Below are 25,183 nucleotides of genomic sequence, written 5' to 3' on the forward strand. Positions count from 1 at the left end.
CGGCGGCATGAGTGACATCGTCGAGCTCGACCCCGAGGACAAGAAGATCATCACCCTGGCCCGCTCGGCCCGCGCCCGCAACGGCGTGGCCGAGGGGGCCGCGGTGCGTGACGAGACCGGCCGCACCTACGTGGCCGGGACGGTCGCGCTGGAGTCGCTGCGGCTGAGCGCGCTGCAGACCGCGGTGGCGATGGCCGTGGCCAGCGGTGCCAAGTCGCTGGAGGCGGCGGCCGTGGTGAGCGAGGCGGAGCAGCCGGCCGAGGCGGACCTCGCGGCCGTGCGGGACCTGGGCGGGGCCGGGACCCCGGTGTTGCTGGCCGGTCCGGACGGGGTGCTGCGGCTGGCCGCGCAGGCCCGCTGAGGGGCGGCCGGGGGTCTCGGTGGGACCTTTCCCGGCCAGGGTGGCCCGGCGTGGTTGCCCCCCAGGGTTCTGCCGATAATCTCACCGGGGGAGTGGAGTCGGTGAGGGGGCTGGGACATGGGGGCGGTGGCGTTCTTCGCCGGGCTGCTGCTGTTCGTGATGGGGCTGGGCAAGTGGCAGGAGACCGGTTCGCCGGTCTGGTTGTTCGGCTCGCTGGGGTTCCTGCTGGTGCTGGTGGTGGTCTCGCTGATCCCCGGGAACGGCAAGGGCGGCAAGTAGCCTCGGGCCGCCGGGGCGGCCCCTCGGACGACCCCGGACGGCGGGGCTCCGGTGATCAGGGAGAATGGAGCCCATGAATGCCCCTTCCTCCTCGTACCGCTCCGGGTTCGCGTGCTTCGTCGGCCGGCCCAACGCGGGCAAGTCGACCCTGACCAACGCCCTGGTGGGGACGAAGGTCGCGATCACCTCCGACCGCCCGCAGACCACCCGGCACACCGTGCGCGGCATCGTGCACCGCCCGGACGCCCAGCTCGTGCTGGTCGACACCCCCGGTCTGCACAAGCCGCGCACCCTGCTCGGCGAGCGCCTCAACGACCTGGTCCGCACCACCTGGGCCGAGGTCGACGTGATCGGGTTCTGCCTGCCCGCCGACCAGAAGATCGGCCCCGGCGACAAGTTCATCGCCAAGGAGATCGCCGGGATCAAGAAGACCCCGAAGGTCGCCATCGTCACCAAGACCGACCTGGTCGACTCCAAGCGCCTGGCCGAGCAGCTGATCGCCATCCACCAGCTCGGCGTCGAGCTGGGCTTCGAGTGGGCCGAGATCATCCCGGTCTCCGCCGTCGGCGACAAGCAGGTCGACCTGGTCGCCGACCTCCTCACCAAGCTGCTGCCGGAGGGCGACCAGCTCTACCCGGACGGCGACCTCACCGACGAGCCCGAGCAGATCATGGTGGCCGAGCTGATCCGCGAGGCCGCGCTCGAGGGCGTGCGCGACGAGCTGCCGCACTCGCTGGCCGTCGTGGTCGAGGAGATGCTCCCGCGCGAGGGCCGCCCGGCCGACCGGCCGCTGCTGGACATCCACGCCAACGTCTACATCGAGCGGCAGAGCCAGAAGGCGATCGTGATCGGCGCCAAGGGCTCGCGGCTCAAGCACGTCGGCACCACCGCCCGCAAGCACATCGAGGCACTGCTCGGCACGCCGGTCTACCTCGACCTGCACGTCAAGGTCGCCAAGGACTGGCAGCGCGACCCGAAGCAGCTGCGCAAGCTCGGCTTCTGACACGGGAGTTCGAGCGTCCGGGGGAGAAGGACCGGGACGGTCGTGGAACAACGGGGCCCGCCCGGACGCACCGCGTCCGGGCGGGCCCCGGCCGTGGAGGGGGATGGCGACGCGTCAGGCGTCGTGCGGGGCGGCCGAGTCGGCTTCCGGTGGTGTCGGAGCCGGCGTCGGGGTCAGGCGCCCTCGCGCAGCACCAGGGACACCAGCTCCCGCTGCGAGTCGGTGAGCTTGGGGTCCGCGCAGTGCACCGTCCGGCCGTCGACGGTGATCTCGTAGTGGAAGCCGTCCGGCACGCCGTACGACGGGGCGCGCAGCCCGCCCGCGACGGCCTCGCGGGCGAGTGCGTGGACGTGCGGGGCGTCCGTGCGCTCGGCGGTGTCGAGCTCCGCGTGGCGGACGATTCCCGCGAAGCCGCCGGTCCGGGTCACCTGGATACGCATGGTGTCCATGGTGCTACCCAGGGAAGGCTTTTGCGGCGCTTTTCCCGGACCGTGACCTTAAGCGCACCTCAACCCGGTCTCGACCGGTGTCGGGCCGCCGGCGGGTCGGGAGCGGGCGGCGGAACGGCGACAGTGGGGTCACCCAGCGCGATGCTTCGACGGCCGGGTGTCACCGGGTCGTGCGTGCCCGGTCGGCGTCTCAAGGAGTGGAACGGAAGCCCGGATCACTTCGGGGGCGCGCGGCACTGGGTTACGCTGGCTCTCATCATGCGCAACGGGCTGCTTCTTCTTAGCTGCCGCGTCGAGGGCCTGTAGTCCACTGGGGCCGGCTCCCTCGCCGCGGGGAACGAGCTGTGCGCGAATTGGGCGATCCGACGGCGGGTCGCGAGCGGCAGCCGAGGCCGGCCAGTCGGTGTTGATCCCTCCCGACCCGCCCGCACCACGCATCCACAGGAAGCCGAGAGTCACCTCCATGACCGAGCAGACCTCCGCCGCGTCCATCCCCGCCGCTCGCCCCTTCGTCGACCGGCCCACCCCGATCACCGCCGCCTCCGTGCGCCAGCAGCCGTCCGGCATGCGGTACGGGCGCTACCTGCCGTTCGGTGCGGTCGAGCTGCCGGACCGCACCTGGCCGAGCAAGGTGATCACCAAGGCGCCGCGCTGGCTCTCGACCGACCTGCGGGACGGCAACCAGGCGCTGATCGACCCGATGTCCCCGGCCCGCAAGCGCAAGATGTTCGACCTGCTGGTCGCGATGGGTTACAAGGAGATCGAGGTCGGCTTCCCGTCCTCCGGCGCCACCGACCACGCGTTCGTGCGGTCGCTGATCGAGGAGGGGGCGATCCCGGAGGACGTCACCATCTCGGTGCTGACGCAGGCCCGCGAGGAGCTGATCGAGAAGACCGTGGAGTCGCTGGTCGGCGCCCCGCGCGCGACCGTCCACCTGTACAACGCGACCGCGCCGCTGTTCCGCCGGGTGGTGTTCCGCAACGACAAGGCGGCCACCAAGGCGATCGCCACCGAGGGCACCCGGCTGGTGATGGAGTACGCCGAGAAGCTGCTGGGCGAGGACACCGTCTTCGGCTACCAGTACTCGCCGGAGATCTTCGTCGACACCGAGCTGGACTTCGCGCTGGAGGTCTGCGAGGCGGTCATGGACGTCTGGCAGCCGGGCGAGGGCCGCGAGATCATCCTGAACCTGCCGGCCACCATCGAGCGGGCCACCCCGAACGTCCAGGCCGACCAGTTCGAGTGGATGTCGCGCAACCTGTCGCGCCGCGAGTTCGTCTGCCTGTCGGTGCACCCGCACAACGACCGCGGCACCGCCGTCGCCTCCGCCGAACTGGCCTACATGGCGGGCGCGGACCGCATCGAGGGCTGCCTGTTCGGGCAGGGCGAGCGGACCGGCAACGTCGACCTGGTGACGCTGGGGATGAACCTGTTCTCGCAGGGCATCGACCCGCAGATCGACTTCTCCGACATCGACGAGGTGCGCCGCACCGCCGAGTACTGCAACCAGATGGAGGTGCACCCGCGCCACCCGTACGCCGGCGACCTGGTGTACACCTCCTTCTCCGGCTCGCACCAGGACGCCATCAAGAAGGGCTTCGACGCCCTGGAGGCGGACGCGCGGGCGGCGGGCGTACCGGTCGAGGAGCACACCTGGGGCGTGCCGTACCTGCCGATCGACCCGAAGGACGTCGGCCGCACCTACGAGGCGGTCATCCGGGTCAACAGCCAGTCCGGCAAGGGCGGTGTCGCGTACGTCCTGAAGAACGACCACAAGCTGGACCTGCCGCGCCGGATGCAGATCGAGTTCTCCCGGATCATCCAGGCCAAGACCGACGCCGAGGGCGGCGAGGTCACCCCGGCCGAGATCTGGCGGGTCTTCGCGGACGAGTACCTGCCGACCACCGACAACCCGTGGGGCCGCCTGTCGCTGAGCGGCTCGCGCACGCTGACCACCGAGGACGGCCGGGACGCGCTGACCGCCGAGGCCCTGGTGGACGGCGCGCCGGTGACCCTGAGCGGCACCGGCAACGGCCCGGTCTCGGCCTTCGCGGACGCGCTGGCCCGGATCGGCTTCGACGTCCGGGTCCTGGACTACGCCGAGCACGCGCTGAGCGAGGGCGGGGACGCCCAGGCCGCCGCGTACGTGGAGTGCGCGGTGGACGGCAAGGTGCTGTGGGGCGTGGGCATCGACGGCAACACCGTGCTGGCCTCGCTGAAGGCGATGATCAGCGCCGTCAACCGTTCGCAGCGCGGGTAGTTCGTACGAGTGGCACGCGGCGGGGCCGTCCTGCGGGGCGGCCCTTCGCCGTGCCCCGGCACCCCGGCGGGGGTGCTGTGGCCTGCGCCACATTTTTTGGGATCGGAAGCCGTTCGAGGTACTGACACGTGCCGGTAACCGTGGCAACATCGATCCACCGGAAAGCCGGGTCGGTGGGACGGCCCGTTGTCCGGTCGCGTGACCTGCCCAGTGTCGAGCAGGCCGCCTGCCATGTCTGGGGAGTGGCGCCGTGACCAGGTTGTGGGGTGTTCGCCCGCGGTGGCGGACTGACGTTCTCGGTGACTTCTTCTGCCCGGGCTGCGGCGGGGACCGCAACTACCGCCGGCAGCACGGCCGGCGGTGGCTGCGGTTGCTCGGGACGCCGGTGGTCCCGCTCGGACCGGTGATCGGCAGCGTGCAGTGCACCAGCTGCCACGGCCGGTACGGCGTCGAGAGCCTGGAACAGCCCACCTGCGTACGGCTCGGCGCCATGCTGCGGGACGCCCAGTACACCATCGCGCTGGCCCTGCTCGCGGCCGGCGGCACCGCCCACCGGGCGGCCCGCGACGCGGCGTGCGCGGCGGTGCGCGAAGCGGGGTTCGAGGACTGCGGCGAGGCCCAGGTGCTGGCCGCGCTCGCCGCGCTCTCCGGGCTCGGCGGCGAACTCTACGACGCCCACGGGATGGCGGGCGGCCTGGCCGTCGAACTGCACGCGGTGCTCGAACCGCTCACCCCCCACCTCGCCCACCAGGGCCGCGAGCGGCTGCTGCTGCAGGGCGCGGCGATCGCGCTGGCCGACGGGCGCTACCTGCCGCAGGAGCGCGAGGCGCTGGCCGCGGTCGGGCGCTGCCTGGACCTTCCGCAGGCCCGGGTCGGGGCGCTGCTGGAGGCGGCGACCAGGACGCCGTACAAGTAGCCGTCCCGACACGTAGCCGTCCCACCGGGAGGCCCCGGCCGCCGGCCGTGGGCCCCCCTCCGAAGCCGTGGACCGTCTCCGAGACCCCCACAAACGGGCCCGAATCCCCCTCCGGGCCCGCCGTGACCCGCACCGCTTGGGTCCTCCCCCACGGCCCCGGTGCGGGCAACACGGCTGTCCGCCGCTGTCCGCGGCTGGGGGAGAATGGTCTGCATGAGTCTTTTCCGGGACGACGGCGTCGTGTTGCGGGCGCAGAAGCTCGGCGAGGCCGATCGGATCATCACCCTGCTGACCCGCCAGCACGGCAAGGTGCGCGCGGTGGCGCGCGGGGTGCGGAAGACCAAGTCCAAGTTCGGTGCCCGCCTGGAGCCGTTCTCGCACGTGGACGTGCAGTTCTTCAGCCGGGGGAGTGAGTTGGTCGGCCGCGGGTTGCCGCTCTGCACCCAGGTGGAGACCATCGCGCCGTACGGCGGTTCGATCGTGACCGACTACGGCCGCTACACCGCCGGCACCGCGATGCTGGAGACGGCCGAGCGCTTCGCCGAGAACGAGGGCGAGCCCGCCGTCCAGCAGTACCTGCTGCTGGTGGGCGGGCTGCGGACGCTGGCGGCCGGCTCGCACGAGTCGCACCTGGTGCTGGACGCCTTCCTGCTGCGCTCGCTCGCGGTGAACGGGTACGGCGCGAGCTTCACCGACTGCGCCAAGTGCGGCCTGGAGGGGCCGAACCGTTTCTTCTCGCTCCCGGCGGGCGGGGTGCTCTGCACGGACTGCCGAGTGCCCGGATGTGCCGTACCCTCCCCTGAGACACTGGTACTGCTCGGGGCGCTGCTGTCAGGGGACTGGCGGACGGCCGACGCCTGCGAGCCGCGGTACTGGCGGGAGGGCAGCGGCCTGGTCGCGGCCTATCTGCAGTGGCACCTGGAGCGGGGCATCCGCTCGATGAGATACGTGGAGAAGTGAGCACATGGCAGCGCGACGGCTCTTCGGCGGCGGCAAGCAGCGGGCGTACGCGCCCCCGACCCCGCACCCCACCGGTGCACAGCCCCCGAAGATCCCCGGCGAGCTGGTCCCGGACCACGTCGCCATCGTGATGGACGGCAACGGCCGCTGGGCCAAGGAGCGCGGTCTGCCGCGCACCGAGGGCCACAAGGTCGGCGAGGCCGTCGTGCTGGACGTCCTCGCGGGCGCCATCGAGCTCGGGGTCAAGAACATCTCGCTCTACGCCTTCTCCACCGAGAACTGGAAGCGCTCCCCCGACGAGGTGAAGTTCCTGATGAACTTCAACCGGGACGTCATCGCCCGCCGTCGCGACGAGATGGACGCGATGGGCGTGCGGATCCGCTGGGCCGGCCGGATGCCCAAGCTGTGGAAGAGCGTCGTCCAGGAGCTGCAGGTCGCCGAGGAGCAGACCAAGGGCAACGACGCCGTCACGCTCTACATGTGCGTCAACTACGGCGGCCGGGCCGAACTGGCGGACGCGGCACAGGCGATCGCGCGCGACGTCGCGGCCGGCAAGCTGGACCCGAAGAAGGTCAGCGAGAAGACCCTCTCCAAGTACATGTACCACCCGGACATGCCGGACGTGGACCTCTTCCTGCGCCCCAGCGGCGAGCAGCGCACCTCCAACTTCCTTCTCTGGCAGTCGGCTTACGCCGAGTTCGTGTTCCAGGACGTGCTCTGGCCGGACTTCGACCGCCGCGACCTGTGGCGCGCCTGCGAGCAGTACGCGATGCGCGACCGGCGCTTCGGCGGGGCGATCCCGAACGAGCTCCCGGGGCAGCGGCCGTCCCAGCGCTGAGGAGCGCCCGACCGGGCCGCCGGTCCGGCCGGGGGTCGACCGAGTCCGCGCGGCCGGGCCGGGGCCGATCGGTTCGCACGGGGCCGACCACGCGAAGGACCCACCGGGACGTGCCCGGTGGGTCCTTCGCGTTGCTCCCGTCGCCCGCGGCGACGCGCGGCCGGTTCAGGCCTTCTTGGCGCACTCCGCGCAGGTGCCGAAGATCTCCAGCGTGTGCGCGATGTCGCTGAACCCGTGCTCGGCGGCTACCGAGTTGGCCCAGCGCTCCACCGCGGGGCCCTCCACCTCGACGGTGGCGCCGCAGTGCCGGCAGACCAGGTGGTGGTGGTGTCCGCTGCTGCACCGGCGGTAGACGGCCTCGCCGTCCGCGGTGCGCAGCACGTCCACCTCACCGGCGTCCGCGAGCGACTGCAGGGTGCGGTAGACCGTGGTCAGACCGACGGAGTCCCCGCGGTGCTTGAGCAGGTCGTGGAGCTCCTGCGCGCTGCGGAAGTCCGCGATCTCGTCCAGGGCCGCCGAGACGGCGGCACGCTGCCGGGTCGAGCGGGCGCGCGGCGACGGGCCTGCGGTGGTCACCGTGGGTCCTCCTGGGGTCGTGGGCGTCTCGCACATCATTGTGCCAGCCCCGCCCGCCCCTCAGGCGTGGTCGCGTCAGAGGAAGTCCGCTCCGGTGACTGGAGCGGCAGCCGGACCTCGCAGACCTGGGGTCCCTGCTCGGTGTCGCCGCGGTGGCGGCGCCGGGCGAGCGGCGCGGCGAGCGCGCTGAACACCGCGAAGACCGCGATGGCGAGCAGCACGATGGCCGGGCCGGAGGGCACGTCGAGGTGGTAGGAGCCGGTGACGCCGGCCAGCGAGACCACCACGCCGAGCGCGATCGAGGCGGCCTGGGTGGCCGCGAAGGAGCGGGTGAGCTGCTGGGCGGCGACCACCGGGACCACCATCAGGGCACTGACCAGCAGCAGCCCGACCACCCGCATGGCGACCGTGACGGTGACCGCGGCCATCACGGCGAGCAGCAGGTTGAGGGTGCGCACCGGCAGGCCGGTGACCCGGGCGAAGTCCTCGTCCTGGCAGATCGCGAAGAGCTGGCGGCGCAGGCCGACGGTGACCGCGATGACCACCGCGCCGAGCACCGCGATGGCGGCCAGGTCGGCGGGGGCGACGGTGAGGATCGAGCCCCACAGGTAGCTCTCCAGCGAGCCGGCGCCGGCCTCGGCGGAGAGCGAGACGAGCAGCTTGCCGCAGGCCATGCCGCCGTAGAAGAGCATCGCGAGGGCGATGTCCCCGCGCTGGTTGCCGCGCGAGCGGACCAGCTCCATGGTGACGGCGCCGAGCACGCAGACCAGCACGGCCATCCAGACCGGGCTGGTCTGGAAGATGAAGCCGAGGCCGACGCCGGTCATCGCGACGTGGCCCATGCCGTCGCCCATCAGGGCCTGGCGGCGCTGCACCAGGTAGATGCCGACGGCAGGGGCGGTGATCCCGACCAGGACGGCGGCGAGCAGGGCGCGCTGCATGAAGTCGTAGGACAGCATCTCGGTCATGCGAGCAGCCTCGGCGGGGTCAGGTCGGCGTGCGGGTGGACGTGGTCGTGGCCGGGCAGCGCGTGCAGGCCGGTGTTGGGCACGGGCGGGCCGTCGTGGGCGACGCAGCCGTCCCGCAGCACCACGGCGCGGTCGATCAGCGGTTCCAGCGGGCCGAGTTCGTGCAGCACGAGGAGGACGGCGGCGCCGCGGCCGACCTCGGCGCGCAGGGTGTCGGCGAGCACCTGCTGGCTGGCGGCGTCCACCCCGGCCATCGGCTCGTCCATGATCAGCAGGTCGGGGGTGCCGACCAGGGCGCGGGCGATCAGCACCCGCTGCTGCTGGCCGCCGGACAGGTCGGCCACGCCGTCCCCGGCCCGCTCCAGCATGCCGACGGCGGCCAGCGCGCGGTCCACCGCCGCGCGGTCCTCTCGGCGGAAGGGCAGCAGCCGGTGCTGCGGCAGCCGTCCGGTGGAGACCACCTCGCGGACGGTGGCCGGGACGCCGGAGGCGGCGGTGGTGCGCTGCGGGACGTACCCGATGCGGTGCCAGGCGCGGAAGGAGCCGTACGGGGTGCCGAACAGCTCCAGGATGCCGCGTTCCAGCGGGACGGAGCCGATGACGGTCTTGACGGTGGTCGACTTGCCGGAGCCGTTGGCGCCGAGCAGGGCGACGACCTCGCCGGGCCGGACGGTGAGGTCGACGCCGCGCAGCACCGGCCGGCCGCCGCGCGAGGCGACGGCGTCACGGAGGCGGACGGCCGGGGGTATCGGGTGGGTCATGGTTTCCGTCCCGTCAGCTGGTGGCGGCAGGGGTGGTGGCGTCGGGGGTGGCCGGGGCGGTGGCGTCCGGGGCGGCGGGGGAGCCGAGGGCGGCCCGGAGGTTGGCCAGGTTCTGCTTCATGACGGTGAGGTAGTCGTCCTTGGCGGGGTCCTTGACGCCCTCCAGCGGGTCCAGCACGGCGGTCTTGAGGCCGAGGTCCTTGGCGACGGTGTCGGCGAGCTTGGGGCTGACCAGGGTCTCGAAGAAGACGGTGGTGACGCCGTTGTCCCTGGCGGCCTTCTGCACGGCGGCGAGGCGGGCCGGGGTGGGCTCGGAATCCGGGTCGACGCCGTTGATGGCGACCTGGGTGAGGCCGTAGTGGTCGGCGAGGTAGCCGAAGGCGGCGTGGCTGGTGACGAAGGTCTTGGTCCGGGTGGACTGCAGACCGGTCCGGAAGTCCTGGTCGAGCGCGGTGAGCTTCGTGACCAGCTCGTCGGTGTTCTTGCGGTAGTCCTCGGCGTGGGCCGGGTCGGCCTCGGCGAACCCGTCGCCGACGCTCTTGGCGATCGCCGCGTAGCGGGTCGGGTCGAGCCAGATGTGCGGGTCGCCGGCCGGGCCCTCGTGCTTGTGGCCGCCGTCGGAGCCGTGGCCCTCGCCCTCGGCGCCCTCGTCGAGGTGGTGGTCGACCAGCGGGCTGGCGGCGGTGGCGTCGATCTTGTGCTTGCTGGACGACTGCGCGACGGCCTGGTCGACGGTGGGCTGCAGGCCCTTGAGGTAGATGATCGCGTCGGCCTTCTGGACGGTGCCGACCTGCTTGGCGGTGAGCTCCAGGTCGTGCGGCTCGACGCCGGCGGCGGTGAGGTCGGTGACCGCGACGTGCTCCTTGCCGATCTGCTGGGCGAGGAACTCCATCGGGTAGAAGGAGGCGACGACCTTCAGCTTGCCGTTGCCGCTGTCGGCGCTGCTGCTGCCTCCGCAGGCGGTGAGGGCGAGGGACGCGGTGAGGGCGGAGGCGGCGAGGGCTATGGTGCGGCGGGTTCGGCGACGAGCAAGTCCGATCATCATGACAATCATTCTCATCTCAGATGGAAATGATTGTCAACTCACTCGAATGGGTGAACGGCGGGTGACGGTGGGTGGGGGCGGCCGGACGATACCGATTTGAACCACGTACCCATATGGCCGGTAACCTGAGGTATTCGGGTACGCGCAACCAGCCGTGCCCTGACCGTGCCGTACGTACTGAAGAGAGCACTGTGGCCGCCGACAAGATCGACACGATCGTCAGCCTGAGCAAGCGCCGTGGCTTCGTCTACCCCTGCAGCGAGATCTACGGCGGCACGCGTGCCGCCTGGGACTACGGGCCGCTGGGCGTCGAGCTCAAGGAGAACATCAAGCGCCAGTGGTGGCGCGCGATGGTCCAGGCCCGTGAGGACGTCGTCGGACTCGACTCGTCGGTGATCCTCGCCCGCGAGGTCTGGGAGGCCTCCGGCCACGTCGCCACCTTCAACGACCCGCTGACCGAGTGCCTCTCCTGCCACAAGCGCCACCGGGCCGACCACCTGGAGGAGAAGTACGAGGCCAAGCACGGCTTCCCGCCGCCGAACGGCCTCAAGGACGTCAACTGCCCCGACTGCGGCACCAAGGGCCAGTTCACCGAGCCCAAGGACTTCTCGGGCATGCTGAAGACCCACCTCGGTGTCACCGAGGAGGCCAGCGGCCTGGCGTACCTGCGCCCCGAGACCGCCCAGGGCATCTTCACCAACTTCAGCGCCGTCCAGACCACTTCGCGCAAGAAGCCGCCGTTCGGCATCGCCCAGACCGGCAAGAGCTTCCGCAACGAGATCACCCCCGGCAACTTCATCTTCCGGACCCGCGAGTTCGAGCAGATGGAGATGGAGTTCTTCGTCAAGCCGGGCGACGACGAGCAGTGGCACGAGTACTGGCTGCAGCAGCGCTGGGACTGGTACGTCGACCTCGGCCTGCGCACCGAGAACATGCGCTTCTTCGAGCACCCGAAGGAGAAGCTGTCCCACTACGCCAAGCGCACCGTGGACATCGAGTACCGCTTCAACTTCGGCGGTTCCGAGTTCTCCGAGCTGGAGGGTGTGGCCAACCGCACCGACTACGACCTGCGGGTGCACAGCGAGGCCTCCGGCAAGGACCTCAAGTACTTCGACCAGGAGTCGGGCGAGCGCTACTTCCCGTACGTCATCGAGCCGGCGGCCGGCCTCAACCGCGCCATGCTGGCCTTCCTGATCGACGCCTACTTCGAGGACGAGGCGCCGAACGCCAAGGGCGTCATGGAGAAGCGCGTCGGCATGCGTCTCGACCCGCGCCTGGCCCCGGTCAAGGTCGCCGTCCTGCCGCTGTCGCGCAACGCCGAGCTGTCGCCGAAGGCCCGCGGCCTGGCCGCCGACCTGCGCACCGCGTGGAACGTCGAGTTCGACGACGCCGGCGCCATCGGCAAGCGCTACCGCCGCCAGGACGAGATCGGCACGCCGTTCTGCGTCACCGTCGACTTCGACACCCTCGAGGACAACGCGGTGACCGTCCGTGACCGCGACACCATGTCGCAGGAGCGCGTCTCGCTGGACCAGGTCAAGGCGTACCTGGGCGCGCGCCTGATCGGCTGCTAGGTCGGGCCTTCCCGGCCGGGGAGCCCCCGTCCGCCCTGCTGAAGGGGCGGACGGGGGCTCCTTGCCGTTCCGTCGCGTGCGGTGGGGCGGCGATGGTGGGGCTGCGGTGGGCCCCGGTGGGCCCCGGTGGGCCGCGGTTCGGCCTCGGTGGGGCCGCTACCTCCGGCCCCAGCGGGAACGGGGGGCCGTGGGCGGGGCGGTCGGCAGGCCGGCCGCGCGGAGGGCGGCGAGGGTGGTCCGGTGCCGGGCCTCGTCGACGAGCAGCGCGCCCAGCAGTTGCCCGTACAGCTCCCGGCTGCCGGTGCCGTCCAAGGCGGCTGCCAGGCGGACGAGTTCGACGGGCGGGCGGAGCGCCACCAGCTCGTGCAGCAGGGCGGTGGCGAGGGCGGGCGGCAGCTCGGCCGCGAGTGCGGTGAGGTCCGCGGTGGGCCGGCCCGCCGCCTGGCGCAGCAGGGTCCGGACGTCGCCGTCGCGGCCGTGCTGCTGGAGGCAGGCGGCCAGCGAGGTCAGTTCGGGCGTCGGTGCCGAGCCCCACTCCCACAGGAGCGTCGCCCCGTCGGCGTTCTGCCCGGCCCGCTCCAGTGCCGAGAGCAGCCCGGGCACGGACGCGGCCGGATAGGTCCAGAACGCGTGGAACAGTTCGGCGGCCTCCTCGGCCAGGCCCAGTTCGCGTAACTCCGCCAGGACGGCCACCGCCTGCTCGGGGGCCAGGCGGGCGGCGTTGCGGGCGAGGTGGAGCGAAGCGCCGGTCGGGCCGTACTGGGCGAGCATGCCCACCAGCAGCCCGGCGTCGGCGGGGGTGAGGAGGGCGGCGGCCTGGTCGAGCAGCTCCGTGGCCTCGGTGAGGGCGCCGGTGCGGTGCAGGGTGGTGATCCGCTCGGTGAGGGCGCCGATGTCCGGGCGGGTGGGGGGTGGCGGGGCCGGCTGGGGGTCGGGCTCCGGTTGGTGCTGTCGGTGTTGCTGGTGTTGCTGGTGTGGGTGTTGCGGTGGCGGCTCCTGCTGCTCGTGTCTCAGGCGTATCTCCAACGCCTCCAGCCGGTCGCTGAGTTGGCGGCACCTGACGGCCAGCCCCTCGCGGAGGGTGCGGGCTTGGGCGAGCTGCCGCAGCAGATCGCCGTCCGGCCGCTGGCGCCCCGGGCTCGCCCGGATCGCCTCGTTCAGCCGCCGTTCACGCTGGCTCGCGTAGCGGCTCGCACGGAGTAACTCGTCCAGCTCTGAGCGGAGTTCGGCGGCTTCTTGCTCGCCCTCCTGCTGCAGGCCTGCGGATTGTGCCGTCGGCCGCATGCGCATGATCGCCCCAACCTGTCCATCCAGACCCTGACTGCGGGACATCCTCGCGTCGTTATGTGGCTGGCGAGTTAAGAGCGCACGACCAGTCGTGCCCGAGTGGTGTCAAGGAGCGCGCAGAGGGCGGTCGTGGCAAGAAGTGCGCCGGTCGCGCTCCGTAGGAGGGTGGCCTCGCACTACGGGCCCGGGGCGAGCGAGGCGGCGGCGGAGACCGCCACCGTCCCGTCCAGGGGCGGGGCGACCGTGCTCATGCGCTCAGTCGCGCCCGCGCCTCCATCAGCGCGAAGCCCAGCAGGTTCAGCCCGCGCCACTCCGAGGGCTGCTGCGCCCGGATGTCGTCGGCCGCGAGCCCGATGCCCCAGATCCGGTCCACCGGGCTGGCCTCGACCAGCACCCGGCTGCCGGTGCCCAGCAGGTAGGCGCGCAGCGCCTCGTCCTGCCCGAACTTCGCCACGTTGCCCGCCACGACCAGCTCGAACCGCCCGGCCGCCCAGGTCTCGTCGTCGAAGTCCTTGACCAGGCGGCCCAGCTTCTTCGCCTCGGCCGGCGTCCGGGCCGCCAGCACCTGCTGCGCGATGGCCTCGTCCCCGAACATCCGGGCCTTGCCGGCCATCATCCAGTGCTCGGCGGAGGCGTACGTCACCCCGTCGACGGTGAACTCCCCGGGCCACCACTGGCTCAGGCACTCCTGCCGGTGGCCGCCGCCCTTGCGGGCCGTGTGCCCCCAGAACATCACCCACTTCGGGTGCACCCCGTCGGCCATCAGCGCCGCCAGCTCCTCGCGGCTGCGGACGGCGGCGGGGTCCCCCGCATGCATCTCGCTCATATCGTCATAGTGACACAAAGGGTCCCGGGGCCGCGAACCGATTCCCCCGGCCGTCACTGCGCAGCCGGGGGACCTTCCCCCGGGGTCAGGGCCCCGGGGGCTACGGCCGGTAGTACGTCTCGATCGGCTGCCGGGCCTCCTCGTACAGCGCCGGCCCCTCCGTCGGTACCGCCGGCCAGGCGCCCGACTGCGGGTTGAGGGCGACGAGTTGCTCCGTCGACAGCGCGTACACGACCCGGCCGATGCCGGAGCGGACGATGCCGCCGTGGCACATCCCGCAGGGTTGGCAGCTGGTGTACATCGTGGTGCGGGCGGCGGTGTCCGGGTCGAGTTCGCGGGCCGCCCAGCGGGCGAGCTTCAGCTCCGGGTGGGCCGTGATGTCGTCGTCGCGCCGGACGGTGTTGTGGGCCTCGGCGAGGACCTCGCCGTCCGGGCCGGCCAGCAGGGAGCCGTACGGGGCGTCGCCCAGGGTGACCGCGGTCGCGGCGATGGCGATGGCGCGGCGCAGCAGGGTCCGGTCGGTTTCGGTGGTCAGGTCGAACACGCTGTCCTCCAGTGGGTGGCCACGGTGGTGAGGGCCTGTCGGGCCGTCTGCGGGTGCCGGGTCTCCTCCGGGTCCCCGTGGTAGGGGTCGAACACCACGGTCCCCGCGCCGAGTTCGCGCAACTGCCGCAGGTCGTCCAGGACCTGTTCGACGGTGCCGACGCCGGCCGGGCGCTCAGGATCCTCGACCGGGGCGGTGGTGAGCCGTAGGGCGATGCGGGGTGCGAAGCCGGGCACCGGGTGTTCGGCCAGGACCGACCGCATCCGGGCGACCGGCAGCCGCAGCGGGTGCCAGGCGTCGCCGAAGCGGGCCGCCCGTCGGAGCGCCGCCTCGCTGTGGCCTCCGATCCAGACCGGTACGGCCCGGCCCCGCTCCTCCCACGAGCCGCGCAGCGCGTCCAGGTACTCGTCGGTCAGCCGGCCGCGCGCGGCGAACGGCACGCCCAGGGCGTCGAACTCCTGGCGCGCCCAGCCGACCCCGACCCCGAGGACGAACCGGCCGTCGCTGAGCCGGTCGAGGGTGTCGGCCATCCGGGCCACCAGCAGCGGGTTGCGGTAGGGCAGCACGAGGACGGTGGTGCCCAGCCGCAGGCGGGTGGTGATCCCGGCGAGCCAGGACAGCGTGGTGAACGGCTCGTAGAACGGCTCGGGGTACCGCTCGGCCACGTCCGCGGTGACCGCGATGTGGTCGGAGACCATGAGCAGGTCGAGGTCGAGGCCCTCCGCGGTCCGGACCCAGTCGCGCAGGGCGCCGGGGTCCGTCCCCGGGCCGAAGTTCGGTACGTTGACGCCGAGTTGCATGACCCGAGGCTATCCCCGTGATCATGGCGGTCGGAACCCCGTCTTCACCGTCATGAGGGGTGGTCTGCCGTGGTTCTCCCGGTAGATTCGCGTGATGGCCGTGAATCTTGACGACACCGACTGGGCGATCATCGAGCAGCTGCAGCGCGAGGCCCGGATCTCGCTCAGTGAGCTCGGGCGACGGGTGAACCTCAGCCCCTCCGCCACCACCGAACGCGTCCGCACCCTGGAGTCGCTGGGCGTCGTCACCGGCTACCACGCCTCGGTGGACCTGGCGAAGGTCGGCTACCCCGTCCTCGCCGTCGTCCGGCTGAAGTACCCGGGCAACCGCCACGAGCCGCTGCGCCGACTGCTCGCCGAGCGGCGCGAGATCCTGGAGTGCCTGCGCACCACCGGCGACGACTGCTACACCCTGAAGCTCGCGGCGACCTCCATGGAGCACCTGGAGGCCCTGGTCGACGAGCTGGCCGGCTTCGGCAGCACCACCACCAGCGTCGTCTACAGCCGGACCCTGCCGCTGCGCGGGCCCGCCCGGCCGTAGGGCCCGTCCCCGGACCCCCGCCTGCGGGGCGAGGCCGGGCTCGTGGCCTCAGGCGGGGGTGCCCCCGCCCGCGGCCAGGTCGGCGTTCGCGCGCTCGGTGACCAGGGCCAGCACCCGGCCGGCGGCGGCGAGGTCCTCGGCCGGGATGCCGGCGTAGAGGCGGGCGGTGATCTCGGCGGTCTCGGCGGTGGTGCGCTCGTACCGGTCGCGCCCGGCGCCGGTGAGCCGCAGCCGGGAGGCCTCCGCCGGGTCGTCCGCGAGCAGCTGTCCGGCCGTCAGCTCCTCGATCACCGTGCGGACGGCCGGTGCGTCGGCCTTGAGCGAGCCGGTGACGTCGCGGACGAGCTCCTCCCGGGCGATGGAGCCGCCGGCCACCGCGACGGCCCGGAGCGTCACGCTCTGGTGGAAGGTGAGGCCGTGGCGGTCCAGCACCCCCTCCAGGAGGGCGCGCGCGGCGTAGTGCGCCAGGGCGATGACCCGGCCGTTCACGGTGGGGGTGGGGCTGGGGGCGGTGGTGGTCATGGTCGCTCCTCGTCGTTCTCGGTGGGCGGATCAAGGGGTGCGTCGAGCAGGGCGGTGAGTTCGGCGGTGAACTGCCGTGCGCGCGGGCTGTCCTGGCCGCCGAGCGGCTCCAGCAGCCGGTCCAGGAGGCCCTGGACCACGGTGATCGCGCGGCCGGTGACCTCGCGGCCCTGCTCGGTGAGCGCCAGCTGCATGGCGCGCGGGTCGTGCGGGTCCCGGGTGCGGGCGACGAGCCCGTTGGCCTCCAGGGCGCGGGCCAGCTTGGAGACGTACAGCGCCTCCATGCCGGTGTGGTCGGCGAGCCGGCGCTGGCTGGGCCGTAGCCCGGAGCGCGCCATGCCGTACAGCGACGCCATCACCGCGTACTGGGCGTGGGTCAGTCCGAGCGGCGCGACCGCCCGGTCGACGGCCACCCGCCACTTCATCGACAGGCGCCAGACCAGGAACCCCGCTGTCGCGCCCTCGGCCGTCGAACTCGCTTCCGTTGTGCTCACGGGATATACGGTACATGGCTACTATGTCCATGGCTACTGTTTTCCGTGCCGGACGGAGCCTTCGCGCCCGAGCGGTGGGCACGAGGTCGTGGGAGTGCCCGGTGCCCGGACGCCGACGGCCCCGCGATCGACACGCGATCGCGGGGCCGTCCGCCGCCGCCCGGGGCCCGGAGGCCCGGCGGGTCAGCCGATGGAGCGGGGGAGGCGGGTGGTCAGGTAGAGGATGGTGAACGAGCCGAGGAGCTGGATGCCCAGGCAGAGGGCGAGCGCGCGGTCCATGCCCAGGCCGGGGGAGAGCGACAGGTACAGGGTGCCGAGGGTGGCCACGCCGAGGGCGAGGCTGGACTGCTGGCCGGTGGCGAGGACGCCGCTGCCGACGCCGGCCCGGGCGGCGGGCACCTTGGAGAGGACGACCCGGAACAGCGGGGTGCCGATCAGGCCCTGCCCGATGCCCGCGAGGGCGACACCGGGGGCCATCCGCAGCGGGGAGAAGTGCGCCCAGTCGGCGAGGACGGTCACGGCGAGGGTGGCGAGGCCGAGGGCCTGGACGACGGCGCCGGCGCTGAGCACCCGGCTGCCCCAGCGGCCGATCAGGCGGGGACCGGCGAGCGAGGCGCTGAAGTAGCCGACCGCCATCGGGACGAGCGCCCAGCCGGCCGCGACCGGGCCGAGCTCCAGACCCTGCTGGAGGGCGACCGCGATGACGAACATGAAGCCGCCGAACCCCGCGAAGTAGGGGAGGGCGATGCCGAGGCCGCGCCGCATCTCGGGGATGCGCAGCAGGGTCGGCGGCACCAGCGGGGTGTCCCCGCGCCGCTCGGCGCGGCGCTCGACCAGGGCGAAGGCGGCGGCCAGGAGCGGGAACAGCCCGAGCAGCACCCAGGACCAGAGCGGCCAGCCGGCGGCCCGGCCCTCCATCAGCGGGATCAGCAGGGAGAGCAGCGTGCCGGTGAGCAGCACGGTTCCGGGCACGTCGACCCGGGCGGCCTCGGCGGCCCTGCTCTCCGGGACGTAGCGGACCGCGAGCACCACGGCGAGCAGGGCGAACGGCACGTTCAGCAGGAACACCGAGCGCCAGCCGGTGCCGAACAGGTCGGCGGCGACGAGCATCCCGCCGAGCACCTGCCCGATCACCACCGAGATCCCGCCGACGGCGCCGTAGACGCTGAGCGCGCGGCCGCGCCGGGCGCCGTCGGTGGCGGCGGTGATGGTGCCGAGCACCTGCGGGATGAGGAGTGCGGCCGAGGCGCCCTGGGCGGCCCGGGCGGCGACCAGGGACCACGCGTCGGGGGCGAGTCCGCAGGCCAGCGAGGTGAGGGCGAAGGCGATGGCACCGACGACGAAGAGCCGGCGGCGGCCGAAGCTGTCGCCGAGGCGGCCGCCGAGGACGAGCAGGACGGCGAAGGCGATGCCGTAGCCGGCGGCGACCAGTTCGAGGACGGCGGGCCCGGCGGCCAGGTCCTTGTCGATGGTGGGCAGGGCGACGTTGACGATGAAGAAGTCGAGCATCGGCAGGAAGGCCCCGAGCAGGACGGTGACCAGACCGGCGGTGCCGAGGGCGGGGGCGCCGGGGGCCGCGGTGCCGGGGGTGGTGGCGGTGCGGTGCGGGGCGGGGGCGACGGCGAGTTGTTGGGTCACGGGTCATACGATCCGCCGCTCCGTACCCTGGTACCAGAGTGTGGTTATCCAGGTATAAGAAGTACCTGGCAACAGGATGGCGACTGCCGCATGCTGGGGAGCATGAGCCTCATGACCCCCACCGGGCAAGCCCGTACGGCCCCCGCGAGCCCGGCCACGCCCGACGACGCCCGCCGGCACGAGCTGGCCGCGTTCCTGCGCAGCCGCCGCGAGCGGATCGCGCCCGAGCAGGTGGGCCTGCCGATGACCGGCCGCCGCCGTACGCCGGGGCTGCGCCGCGAGGAGGTCGCGCAGCTCGCCGCGGTCGGGGTGACCTGGTACACGTGGCTGGAGCAGGGGCGGGACATCCAGGTGTCCGCCCAGGTGCTGGACGCGGTGTCCCGGGCGCTGCTGCTGGACCCCAGCGAGCGCGCGCACCTGTTCACCCTGGCCGGCGCGGACGACCCGGCACCGGTGAAGGAGTGCCCGTCGGTGACCCCGAGCGTGCGGCTGCTGCTGGAGCAACTGGCGCCGATCCCGGCCGTGGTGGCCAACTCCCGCTACGACGTGCTGGCGTACAACGCGCCGTACACCGGGATCGTCGGCGACCTCGACGCGATGGCGCCCGAGGACCGGAACCTGATGTGGCTGGCGTTCACGCCCTCGCGGTTCCGCGAGGTGCTGGTCGACTACCGCACCGAGCGCCTCGGCATGGTGGCCCGGTTCCGCTCGGCGATGGCCGACCACAGCTCGGAACCGGCCTGGAAGGCCCTGCTGGCCCGGATGCTCAAGGCCTCGCCGGACTTCGCCGAGCTCTGGCAGCGGCACGACGTGATGCGGCCGGGCAACGGCGTCAAGCGCTTCCAGGTGCCCGGTGTCGGGCTGCTGAGCTGCGAGTACACCAATTTCTGGCTCAGCCCCCAGCTCGGTACCCGGATGATCACCTACACCCCGCTGGACGACGAGACCCGCGCCCTGATGGAGCGGCTCCCGACGAACGCCCGGGCCCGTTCGGCCGGCTGAGCCCGTACGGCCGGCTGAGCCCGTACGGCCGACTAGGCCCGCCCGGCCGCGTCCCGGCCGAGCAGCAGGCACACCGCCGCGAGCGGCAGCTCGACGCAGCCCGCCATGACCAGCGCCGCGAGCACCGCGTACCCCGGCCCGGCGCAGGCGATGTCGGCGAGCGCGTCCCCGGTGAGCAGCAGGGCCACCGCCGCGCCCGCCCACAGCGCGGCCGGGCTGCGTCGGCGCAGCAGCGCGTCCAGCGAGAGCAGGGCGGAGAACTCCACCAGGTCCAGGACGACCCACGGGGTCTCGTGGCAGACGGCGAGGACGGCCAGCCAGGGCAGCAGCGCGACCGCCGCCGTGACGGGCACCCGGGCGAAGCGCTCCGGCAGGACGGACGAGGAGCCGGGGGAGGCGGGGAACGCCGGGGCGGACGCGGCGCACCGGGCGGAGAGGACGGCGGTGCTCATGCCGCACCCCCGGCCGGCCGCGCCGCGACCCGCTCCAGCGGCAGCCGCTCGGCCGGCCCGTCCGCCGGGTGCTCGACCAGCACCGCGTCGACCGGCCCCTCGGCCCAGGCCAGCCAGAACCGCCCGGCCACCGTGACCACCTCGGCCGCGACCCGGTGCCCGCGGGGCCGCAGCCCCCGCCGCCCGGTGAACACCACCGAGGGCGCCGTACCGTCGGCCGGCAGCCGCCCCCAGGCGAGCGCGTGCCGGTCCCGCCCGCCGGACGGGCTGCGCCGCGCCCCGCGCAGCAGCTGCGGGGTGAGCCGGGAGGCGACCAGGACGTCGGCCAGTTCGCCGTGCTGGTAGAGCTCCAGCGCGGCCCGGCCGCGGCCGGACCCGACGCTGCGGACCGACCAGGGCCCGGCCCCGGCCGACAGCGTCCCCTCCGGCTCCGACGCCGGGCGGAGCGCGCCCCCGGGAACACCCCCGTGGTTCCCGGGGACGGGCCGCCCGTGCGGCGGAGTGGCGGAGTGCGCTGCGGTGGTCGTCATGGCCCCAAGCTTTCCTCCGCGGCCCCCTCCCTGTCGGTGGTGTCCCACACCGAATCGGGGGTGTAGCTAGGTACACCCCCGGCGGGCACCCCCCTTCATGGCGGCCGGTGATCATCGGGCCCTACGCTGTCGGCCATGCCCTCCACCACGCTGCGCCGAGCGCTCGTCAGGAGCCTCCGGCGTCCACCGTGGTCGCCCGAGGTCTGGCGGGACGTCCGCTTCATATCCGCCGGAATACCCGTGGCCGTACCGGTCCTGCTGGCCGTCACCGAGTCCAAGCTGCTCTTCCCGGTGCTCGCCGCCGCCCTGCTCTGCACCCGCCCGCTGACCGCGCTGCAGCGCGGCCGGCTGCGCGCCCTGTACGGGGTGGAGATCCCGCCGCCGCGGCCGCTCACCGGACGCCGGATCTGGCTGCTGGGGATGACCTGGCGTCAGGTCCTCCACCACCTGCTGGTCGGCCCGCTGCTGGCGGTGGCCGCCCTGTCGGTGGTGTACGCCGCGGCCGGCGCCCTGGTGCTGGTGACCCTGTACGGCTGGATCTGGTTGATGCCGCCCGGCACCGAGCTGCGTTCGGACCTGGCCGGGCTGGACGCCGGGCTCACCGTCGCCGGGGCGCTGCTGCTGGTCGTGGCGCCCTGGGCGGCGGCGCTGACGGCCCGGCTGGACGTGTGGGCGGCGCAGCGGCTGCTCGGCCCGGACCGGGCGGAGGCCCTGGAGCGGCGGGTCGAGGAGATCGCCGAGAGCCGGGCCGGACTGGTCGACGCGGTGGACGCCGAGCGCCGCCGGATCGAGCGCGACCTGCACGACGGCGCCCAGCAGCGCCTCACCTCCCTGGCGATGAACCTGGGCCTGGCCCGGCGCACCCTCAAGGACGTCCGGCCCGAGGTCATGCAGGTGATCGTGGACGCGCACGAGGAGGCCCAGGCGGCCATCGACGAGCTGCGCGACCTGGTCCGCGGCCTGCACCCGGCGGTCCTGGAGGACCGCGGCCTGGACGCGGCGCTGTCCGGCATCGCCGCCCGCGCCCCGCTGCCGGTACGCCTGGACGTCGAGCTGTCCGAGCCGGTGGCCCCGACCGTCGAGGCGGTGGCCTACTTCACCGTCTCGGAGGCGCTCACCAACGTGGCCAAGCACGCCCGGGCCAGCCGGGTCGACCTCTCGGTGCGGACGGTCGGCGGCCGGCTGTGCCTGGTCATCAGCGACGACGGCGTGGGCGGCGCGGACCCCTCGCGCGGCACCGGGCTCACCGGTCTGCGCAAGCGCACCGCCTCGGTCGACGGGACGCTGTCCGTTCTCAGCCCCCTCGGGGGGCCCACCACCATCACCGTGGAGTTGCCGTGCGCGCTGTGATCGCCGAGGACTCGGTCCTGCTGAGGGTCGGCCTGGTCAAGGTCCTGGAGGCGGTGGGCTTCGAGGTCGTGGCCGCCGTCGGGGACGCCACCGAACTGCTGGCCGCCGTCGAGGAGCACCGCCCCAAGGTGGTGGTCGCGGACGTCCGGATGCCCCCGGGCTTCCACGACGAGGGCGTGAAGGCGGCGATGGTGATCCGCCGGCAGTGGCCGGAGACGGCCGTCCTGCTGCTCTCCCAGTTCGTGGAGGAGCGGTACGCCGCCGACCTGCTGTCGACCAACACCAGCGGCGTCGGCTACCTGCTCAAGCAGCGGGTGGCCAACGTGGACGACTTCCTGGACGCCCTGCAGCGGGTCGCCGAGGGCGGCACCGCGCTGGACCCGGAGGTGGTCGCCCAACTGCTGGTGCGCCGCCACCGGGACCCGCTGGAGAAGCTGACCCCGCGCGAGCGGGACGTGCTCGCGCTGATGGCGGAGGGTCGTTCCAACGCCGCGATCGCGGCCTCGCTGGTGGTCAGCGACAGCGCGGTGGCCAAGCACATCAACGCGATCTTCACCAAGCTGGACCTGCCGCCGGCCGAGGACAGCCACCGCCGGGTGATGGCGGTGCTGCGCTTCCTGGAGGTCGGGTGACGGCGGGGACGGCCAGGGGCTGGCGGGTCACCGGGTCGGTCGCGGCCGTCCTGGTCATGATCGGCGGCGGGCTGCAGACCTGGTCGATGGTGGCGCAGCAGCGGTCGAGCAGTTCACGGTCGTACGACCGGCCGGTCCACCGGCTGAAGTTGCAGACCGGCAACGCCGCGGTCAAGGTGCGGGCCGGCGGGGTGGACCACGTGGTGGTCCGCCAGCGGCTGGAGTGGATGGTGCGCAAGCCGGTGGTGTCGACCGTCTTCACGGACGACCTGGTCACCGTCGGGGTGCAGTGCCGGCAGCTGGTGCCGGTCGCGGACTTCTGCGGTGCCGAGATCGAGGTGGACGTGCCGGCCGCGACCGAGGTGTCCGGGTCGGTGGGCTCCGGCTCGGTCCAGGTGGAGGGCCTGAGCGGGAACCTGGACGTGCGGGTCACCTCCGGCGAGCTGCTGCTGGCCGACGTCTCCGGGGACGTGTCCGCGCGCGCCACCTCCGGGCTGGTCCAGGGCAAGAACCTGCACGCGCGGCGGGTGGACGTCCAGACCACCTCGGGCTCGACGGAGCTGGACTTCGACCGGCCCCCGCAGCAGGTGACGACCAAGGCCACCTCGGGCTCGGTGACGATGACCCTGCCGCGGGGCAGCCGCTACGCCTTCTCCAGCGACACCGGCTCCGGCAACGGCCGGATCGACCCGGAGCTGGCCGACTCCGACAGCCCGAACCACATCCACGCGACGGTCACCTCGGGGTCGATCAGCATCAATCCGTCGTAGCCGGGGCCCGGCGGAAGGCCGGAGCCCCGGTCGCAGCGCGGGCCGCTCACCCGGGTGGGGGACAATGGAGAGTCCCGTCCCCCGACCCGAGGTCAGCCGCGCATGACAGCCACGCCCGCACCCACCGCGTCCGACACCGAGTTCGCGCCGCTCGACATCGGCCCGATCCAGGTGTGGCCGCCCGTCGTGCTGGCGCCGATGGCCGGCATCACCAACGCGCCGTTCCGCACCCTCTGCCGCGAGCAGAGCGGCGGCAAGGGCCTGTACGTCTCGGAGATGATCACCACCCGGGCGCTGGTCGAGCGCAACGCCAAGACCATGCAGCTGATCAAGTTCGACCCGAGCGAGAAGCCGCGCTCGATCCAGCTGTACGGCGTGGACCCGGTGACGGTGGGCAAGGCCGCCCGGATGATCGCGGACGAGGGCCTGGCCGACCACATCGACCTCAACTTCGGCTGCCCCGTCCCCAAGGTGACCCGCAAGGGCGGCGGCTCGGCGCTGCCGTACAAGCGCAACCTGCTGCGCGAGATCCTGCGCGAGGCCGTGGCCAACGCGGGCGACCTCCCGGTGACCATGAAGATGCGCAAGGGCATCGACGACGACCACCTGACCTACCTGGACGCCGGCCGGATCGGCGCGGAGGAGGGCGTGGCCGCGATCGCCCTGCACGGTCGCACCGCCGCCCAGCACTACGGGGGGACGGCCGACTGGTCGGCGATCGCCCGGCTGCGCGAGTCCGTCCCGTCGCACATCCCGGTGCTGGGCAACGGGGACATCTGGTCGGCCGACGACGCCCTGCGGATGATGCGGGAGACCGGCTGCGACGGCGTCGTGGTGGGCCGCGGCTGCCTGGGCCGGCCGTGGCTGTTCAAGGACCTGGTCGCGATCTTCGAGGGCGACGTCGACTACGCCCGTCCGGACTTCGGCTACGTGGCGCGGGCGATGGTGCGCCACGCGCAGCTGCTGGGGGAGTGGATCGGGGACGAGGCGCGCGGTGTGATCGACTTCCGCAAGCACGTCGCCTGGTACACCAAGGGCTTCTCGGTGGGCTCCGAGCTGCGGGTGCGGCTCGCCAACTCCTCCTCCCTGGCCGAACTGGCCGAAACCCTGGCCGAGGTGGAGCAGTCCCAGGGCTGGCCGGCCGGCGCGGACGGCCCGCGCGGGCGGACCAGCGGCAACAACCGGGTGGTCCTGCCGGAGGGGTGGTTGGACGATCCGTACGACTGCGCCCGGCCGGGCGAGGACGCCGAATCGGACACCTCCGGTGGATGATCTATACGGACCGTAGAAATCGGCCCTCACGGGCCGATTGCCACCAGGTCCCGGCCCTCTTGTCCATTCTGGACAAGAGGGCTCCTTTTCGTCCTCCGGATGTCACGGAACGAGCACATTTCTGGACACTGTGCGACGATCGGCGGAGGCGGTCTACGTTCGACCGATGAGATGCGCTGGTGACGCTTGCCACATGCTTCGCGGACTGACGTCGGGTCAGTGGACGAAATGGACAGGTCGGTCGTGGATCGCTTCCCGAAGCCGGTCAGCCGGGGATCGGCGATCCGGGTGCAGGAAATCAAGCCGGGGCAACGCGACGGAAGCGCGGCCGCTACCCAGCGTCCGGATCGTGTGATCTTCGCGTTTCTTTGCGTTCAAGAGTTGAACGCTTGCTCGCGTCAGGCGGACGATTTCACCAACAGAGGTGAACGCCTTTATGTGCATTCGATCTAGCGGGTTACCCCTCGGTACCGGCCTCGGGTGGCCTATTCAGGGCAGAGAAGTGCCTTCGAAATGGGTATGTTCTCCGGCGT

At 72.7% G+C, this 25,183-nt stretch carries 29 protein-coding genes; 15 read left to right on the plus strand and 14 right to left on the minus strand.

Annotated elements, in window-relative coordinates; all coding sequences use genetic code 11:
- Positions 1-7 precede the first annotated feature (7 nt).
- The 3 genes from ACIRD3_RS15085 to era all read left to right on the plus strand — a co-directional run bounded on the left by ACIRD3_RS15085 (position 8) and on the right by era (position 1,643).
- Entirely contained in the window at positions 8-361 is a 354-nt protein-coding gene (locus ACIRD3_RS15085; RefSeq protein ID WP_402215838.1) for a cytidine deaminase, read from the plus strand.
- A gap of 117 nt (positions 362-478) precedes the next feature.
- Positions 479-640 (plus strand): hypothetical protein, encoded by a 162-nt coding sequence (locus tag ACIRD3_RS15090; RefSeq protein ID WP_402215840.1) that lies wholly within the window; start codon positions 479-481, stop codon positions 638-640.
- A 73-nt stretch (positions 641-713) separates the two neighbouring features.
- A complete protein-coding gene (gene era, locus ACIRD3_RS15095; RefSeq protein ID WP_402215843.1) occupies positions 714-1,643 on the plus strand; it encodes a GTPase Era in 930 nt (309 codons plus the stop codon).
- A gap of 173 nt (positions 1,644-1,816) precedes the next feature.
- Here the strand turns inward: era and ACIRD3_RS15100 are convergent, their stop codons facing one another.
- A complete protein-coding gene (locus ACIRD3_RS15100) occupies positions 1,817-2,083 on the minus strand; it encodes a protealysin inhibitor emfourin (protein WP_363570514.1) in 267 nt (88 codons plus the stop codon).
- Between the two features lie 472 nt (positions 2,084-2,555).
- Between ACIRD3_RS15100 and leuA the strand changes: the two genes are divergently transcribed.
- The 4 genes from leuA to ACIRD3_RS15120 all read left to right on the plus strand — a co-directional run bounded on the left by leuA (position 2,556) and on the right by ACIRD3_RS15120 (position 7,066).
- On the plus strand, positions 2,556-4,352 hold the full coding sequence (leuA, locus tag ACIRD3_RS15105) for a 2-isopropylmalate synthase (RefSeq protein ID WP_402215845.1): 1,797 nt from the start codon (positions 2,556-2,558) through the stop codon (positions 4,350-4,352).
- 250 nt (positions 4,353-4,602) lie between these two features.
- The gene (locus ACIRD3_RS15110) at positions 4,603-5,268 is read left to right on the plus strand and encodes a TerB family tellurite resistance protein (protein WP_402215848.1); all 666 of its coding nucleotides are present in this window, start codon (positions 4,603-4,605) and stop codon (positions 5,266-5,268) included.
- A gap of 213 nt (positions 5,269-5,481) precedes the next feature.
- On the plus strand, positions 5,482-6,228 hold the full coding sequence (gene recO / locus ACIRD3_RS15115) for a DNA repair protein RecO (RefSeq protein WP_402215850.1): 747 nt from the start codon (positions 5,482-5,484) through the stop codon (positions 6,226-6,228).
- A 4-nt stretch (positions 6,229-6,232) separates the two neighbouring features.
- On the plus strand, positions 6,233-7,066 hold the full coding sequence (locus tag ACIRD3_RS15120; RefSeq protein ID WP_402215853.1) for an isoprenyl transferase: 834 nt from the start codon (positions 6,233-6,235) through the stop codon (positions 7,064-7,066).
- Between the two features lie 165 nt (positions 7,067-7,231).
- On the opposite strand, the gene ACIRD3_RS15125 is transcribed toward ACIRD3_RS15120, so the two are convergent.
- The 4 genes from ACIRD3_RS15125 to ACIRD3_RS15140 are packed head-to-tail and all read right to left on the minus strand — an operon-like array spanning position 7,232 to position 10,416.
- Complete coding sequence (locus ACIRD3_RS15125) at positions 7,232-7,642, minus strand: Fur family transcriptional regulator (RefSeq protein WP_189918013.1); 411 nt, start codon at positions 7,640-7,642, stop codon at positions 7,232-7,234.
- 35 nt (positions 7,643-7,677) lie between these two features.
- The gene (locus tag ACIRD3_RS15130; RefSeq protein WP_402215855.1) at positions 7,678-8,610 is read right to left on the minus strand and encodes a metal ABC transporter permease; all 933 of its coding nucleotides are present in this window, start codon (positions 8,608-8,610) and stop codon (positions 7,678-7,680) included.
- Positions 8,607-9,371: a metal ABC transporter ATP-binding protein gene (locus ACIRD3_RS15135; protein ID WP_402215857.1), complete on the minus strand. Its 765-nt coding sequence runs from the start codon at positions 9,369-9,371 to the stop codon at positions 8,607-8,609. Before ACIRD3_RS15135 ends, ACIRD3_RS15130 begins: the two co-directional genes overlap by 4 nt.
- 13 nt (positions 9,372-9,384) lie before the next feature.
- A complete protein-coding gene (locus tag ACIRD3_RS15140) occupies positions 9,385-10,416 on the minus strand; it encodes a metal ABC transporter solute-binding protein, Zn/Mn family (protein ID WP_402215860.1) in 1,032 nt (343 codons plus the stop codon).
- A gap of 191 nt (positions 10,417-10,607) precedes the next feature.
- Between ACIRD3_RS15140 and ACIRD3_RS15145 the strand changes: the two genes are divergently transcribed.
- Positions 10,608-11,990 carry a glycine--tRNA ligase gene (locus ACIRD3_RS15145; protein ID WP_402215862.1) on the plus strand — a complete coding sequence of 461 codons (1,383 nt, stop codon included), beginning with the start codon at positions 10,608-10,610 and terminating at the stop codon, positions 11,988-11,990.
- 156 nt (positions 11,991-12,146) lie between these two features.
- Here the strand turns inward: ACIRD3_RS15145 and ACIRD3_RS15150 are convergent, their stop codons facing one another.
- The 4 genes from ACIRD3_RS15150 to ACIRD3_RS15165 form a co-directional block, all read right to left on the minus strand.
- Entirely contained in the window at positions 12,147-13,280 is a 1,134-nt protein-coding gene (locus tag ACIRD3_RS15150) for a hypothetical protein (RefSeq protein ID WP_402215864.1), read from the minus strand.
- Between the two features lie 244 nt (positions 13,281-13,524).
- Complete coding sequence (locus tag ACIRD3_RS15155; protein ID WP_402215867.1) at positions 13,525-14,103, minus strand: NADAR family protein; 579 nt, start codon at positions 14,101-14,103, stop codon at positions 13,525-13,527.
- Between the two features lie 100 nt (positions 14,104-14,203).
- A complete protein-coding gene (locus ACIRD3_RS15160) occupies positions 14,204-14,638 on the minus strand; it encodes a nucleoside deaminase (RefSeq protein ID WP_402216348.1) in 435 nt (144 codons plus the stop codon).
- Positions 14,635-15,447 (minus strand): LLM class flavin-dependent oxidoreductase, encoded by an 813-nt coding sequence (locus ACIRD3_RS15165; protein WP_402215869.1) that lies wholly within the window; start codon positions 15,445-15,447, stop codon positions 14,635-14,637. The genes ACIRD3_RS15160 and ACIRD3_RS15165 overlap by 4 nt, the downstream gene beginning before the upstream one ends.
- A 94-nt stretch (positions 15,448-15,541) precedes the next feature.
- Between ACIRD3_RS15165 and ACIRD3_RS15170 the strand changes: the two genes are divergently transcribed.
- Positions 15,542-15,988 carry an Lrp/AsnC family transcriptional regulator gene (locus ACIRD3_RS15170; RefSeq protein ID WP_402215871.1) on the plus strand — a complete coding sequence of 149 codons (447 nt, stop codon included), beginning with the start codon at positions 15,542-15,544 and terminating at the stop codon, positions 15,986-15,988.
- A 48-nt stretch (positions 15,989-16,036) separates the two neighbouring features.
- On the opposite strand, the gene ACIRD3_RS15175 is transcribed toward ACIRD3_RS15170, so the two are convergent.
- The 3 genes from ACIRD3_RS15175 to ACIRD3_RS15185 form a co-directional block, all read right to left on the minus strand.
- Positions 16,037-16,510: a MarR family transcriptional regulator gene (locus ACIRD3_RS15175; RefSeq protein ID WP_402215873.1), complete on the minus strand. Its 474-nt coding sequence runs from the start codon at positions 16,508-16,510 to the stop codon at positions 16,037-16,039.
- The gene (locus tag ACIRD3_RS15180; RefSeq protein ID WP_402216350.1) at positions 16,507-16,935 is read right to left on the minus strand and encodes a MarR family winged helix-turn-helix transcriptional regulator; all 429 of its coding nucleotides are present in this window, start codon (positions 16,933-16,935) and stop codon (positions 16,507-16,509) included. The genes ACIRD3_RS15175 and ACIRD3_RS15180 overlap by 4 nt, the downstream gene beginning before the upstream one ends.
- Positions 16,936-17,187: 252 nt before the next feature.
- Positions 17,188-18,642, minus strand: a complete 1,455-nt coding sequence (locus ACIRD3_RS15185) for an MFS transporter (protein ID WP_402215876.1) — start codon at positions 18,640-18,642, stop codon at positions 17,188-17,190.
- 111 nt (positions 18,643-18,753) lie between these two features.
- Here ACIRD3_RS15185 and ACIRD3_RS15190 point away from each other — a divergent pair, with 111 nt between their 5' ends.
- A complete protein-coding gene (locus ACIRD3_RS15190) occupies positions 18,754-19,644 on the plus strand; it encodes a helix-turn-helix transcriptional regulator (RefSeq protein WP_402216352.1) in 891 nt (296 codons plus the stop codon).
- Positions 19,645-19,676: 32 nt separating this feature from the next.
- On the opposite strand, the gene ACIRD3_RS15195 is transcribed toward ACIRD3_RS15190, so the two are convergent.
- Both ACIRD3_RS15195 and ACIRD3_RS15200 read right to left on the minus strand, forming a co-directional pair.
- Positions 19,677-20,096 (minus strand): hypothetical protein, encoded by a 420-nt coding sequence (locus ACIRD3_RS15195; protein ID WP_402215878.1) that lies wholly within the window; start codon positions 20,094-20,096, stop codon positions 19,677-19,679.
- On the minus strand, positions 20,093-20,626 hold the full coding sequence (locus tag ACIRD3_RS15200) for a hypothetical protein (RefSeq protein WP_402215881.1): 534 nt from the start codon (positions 20,624-20,626) through the stop codon (positions 20,093-20,095). Before ACIRD3_RS15200 ends, ACIRD3_RS15195 begins: the two co-directional genes overlap by 4 nt.
- A 240-nt stretch (positions 20,627-20,866) precedes the next feature.
- Between ACIRD3_RS15200 and ACIRD3_RS15205 the strand changes: the two genes are divergently transcribed.
- From ACIRD3_RS15205 to ACIRD3_RS15225, 5 genes are all read left to right on the plus strand, one after another.
- The gene (locus tag ACIRD3_RS15205) at positions 20,867-21,976 is read left to right on the plus strand and encodes a sensor histidine kinase (protein ID WP_402215883.1); all 1,110 of its coding nucleotides are present in this window, start codon (positions 20,867-20,869) and stop codon (positions 21,974-21,976) included.
- On the plus strand, positions 21,964-22,608 hold the full coding sequence (locus ACIRD3_RS15210) for a response regulator (protein WP_402215886.1): 645 nt from the start codon (positions 21,964-21,966) through the stop codon (positions 22,606-22,608). The genes ACIRD3_RS15205 and ACIRD3_RS15210 overlap by 13 nt, the downstream gene beginning before the upstream one ends.
- A complete protein-coding gene (locus ACIRD3_RS15215) occupies positions 22,605-23,378 on the plus strand; it encodes a DUF4097 family beta strand repeat-containing protein (protein WP_402215888.1) in 774 nt (257 codons plus the stop codon). Before ACIRD3_RS15210 ends, ACIRD3_RS15215 begins: the two co-directional genes overlap by 4 nt.
- A 102-nt stretch (positions 23,379-23,480) precedes the next feature.
- On the plus strand, positions 23,481-24,650 hold the full coding sequence (gene dusB, locus ACIRD3_RS15220) for a tRNA dihydrouridine synthase DusB (protein ID WP_402215890.1): 1,170 nt from the start codon (positions 23,481-23,483) through the stop codon (positions 24,648-24,650).
- Between the two features lie 219 nt (positions 24,651-24,869).
- A complete protein-coding gene (locus ACIRD3_RS15225) occupies positions 24,870-25,103 on the plus strand; it encodes a hypothetical protein (RefSeq protein ID WP_402215893.1) in 234 nt (77 codons plus the stop codon).
- Positions 25,104-25,183 lie beyond the last annotated feature (80 nt).

The sequence above is a fragment of the Kitasatospora sp. NPDC093550 genome (genome assembly GCF_044764985.1).
GTDB lineage: Bacteria > Actinomycetota > Actinomycetes > Streptomycetales > Streptomycetaceae > Kitasatospora.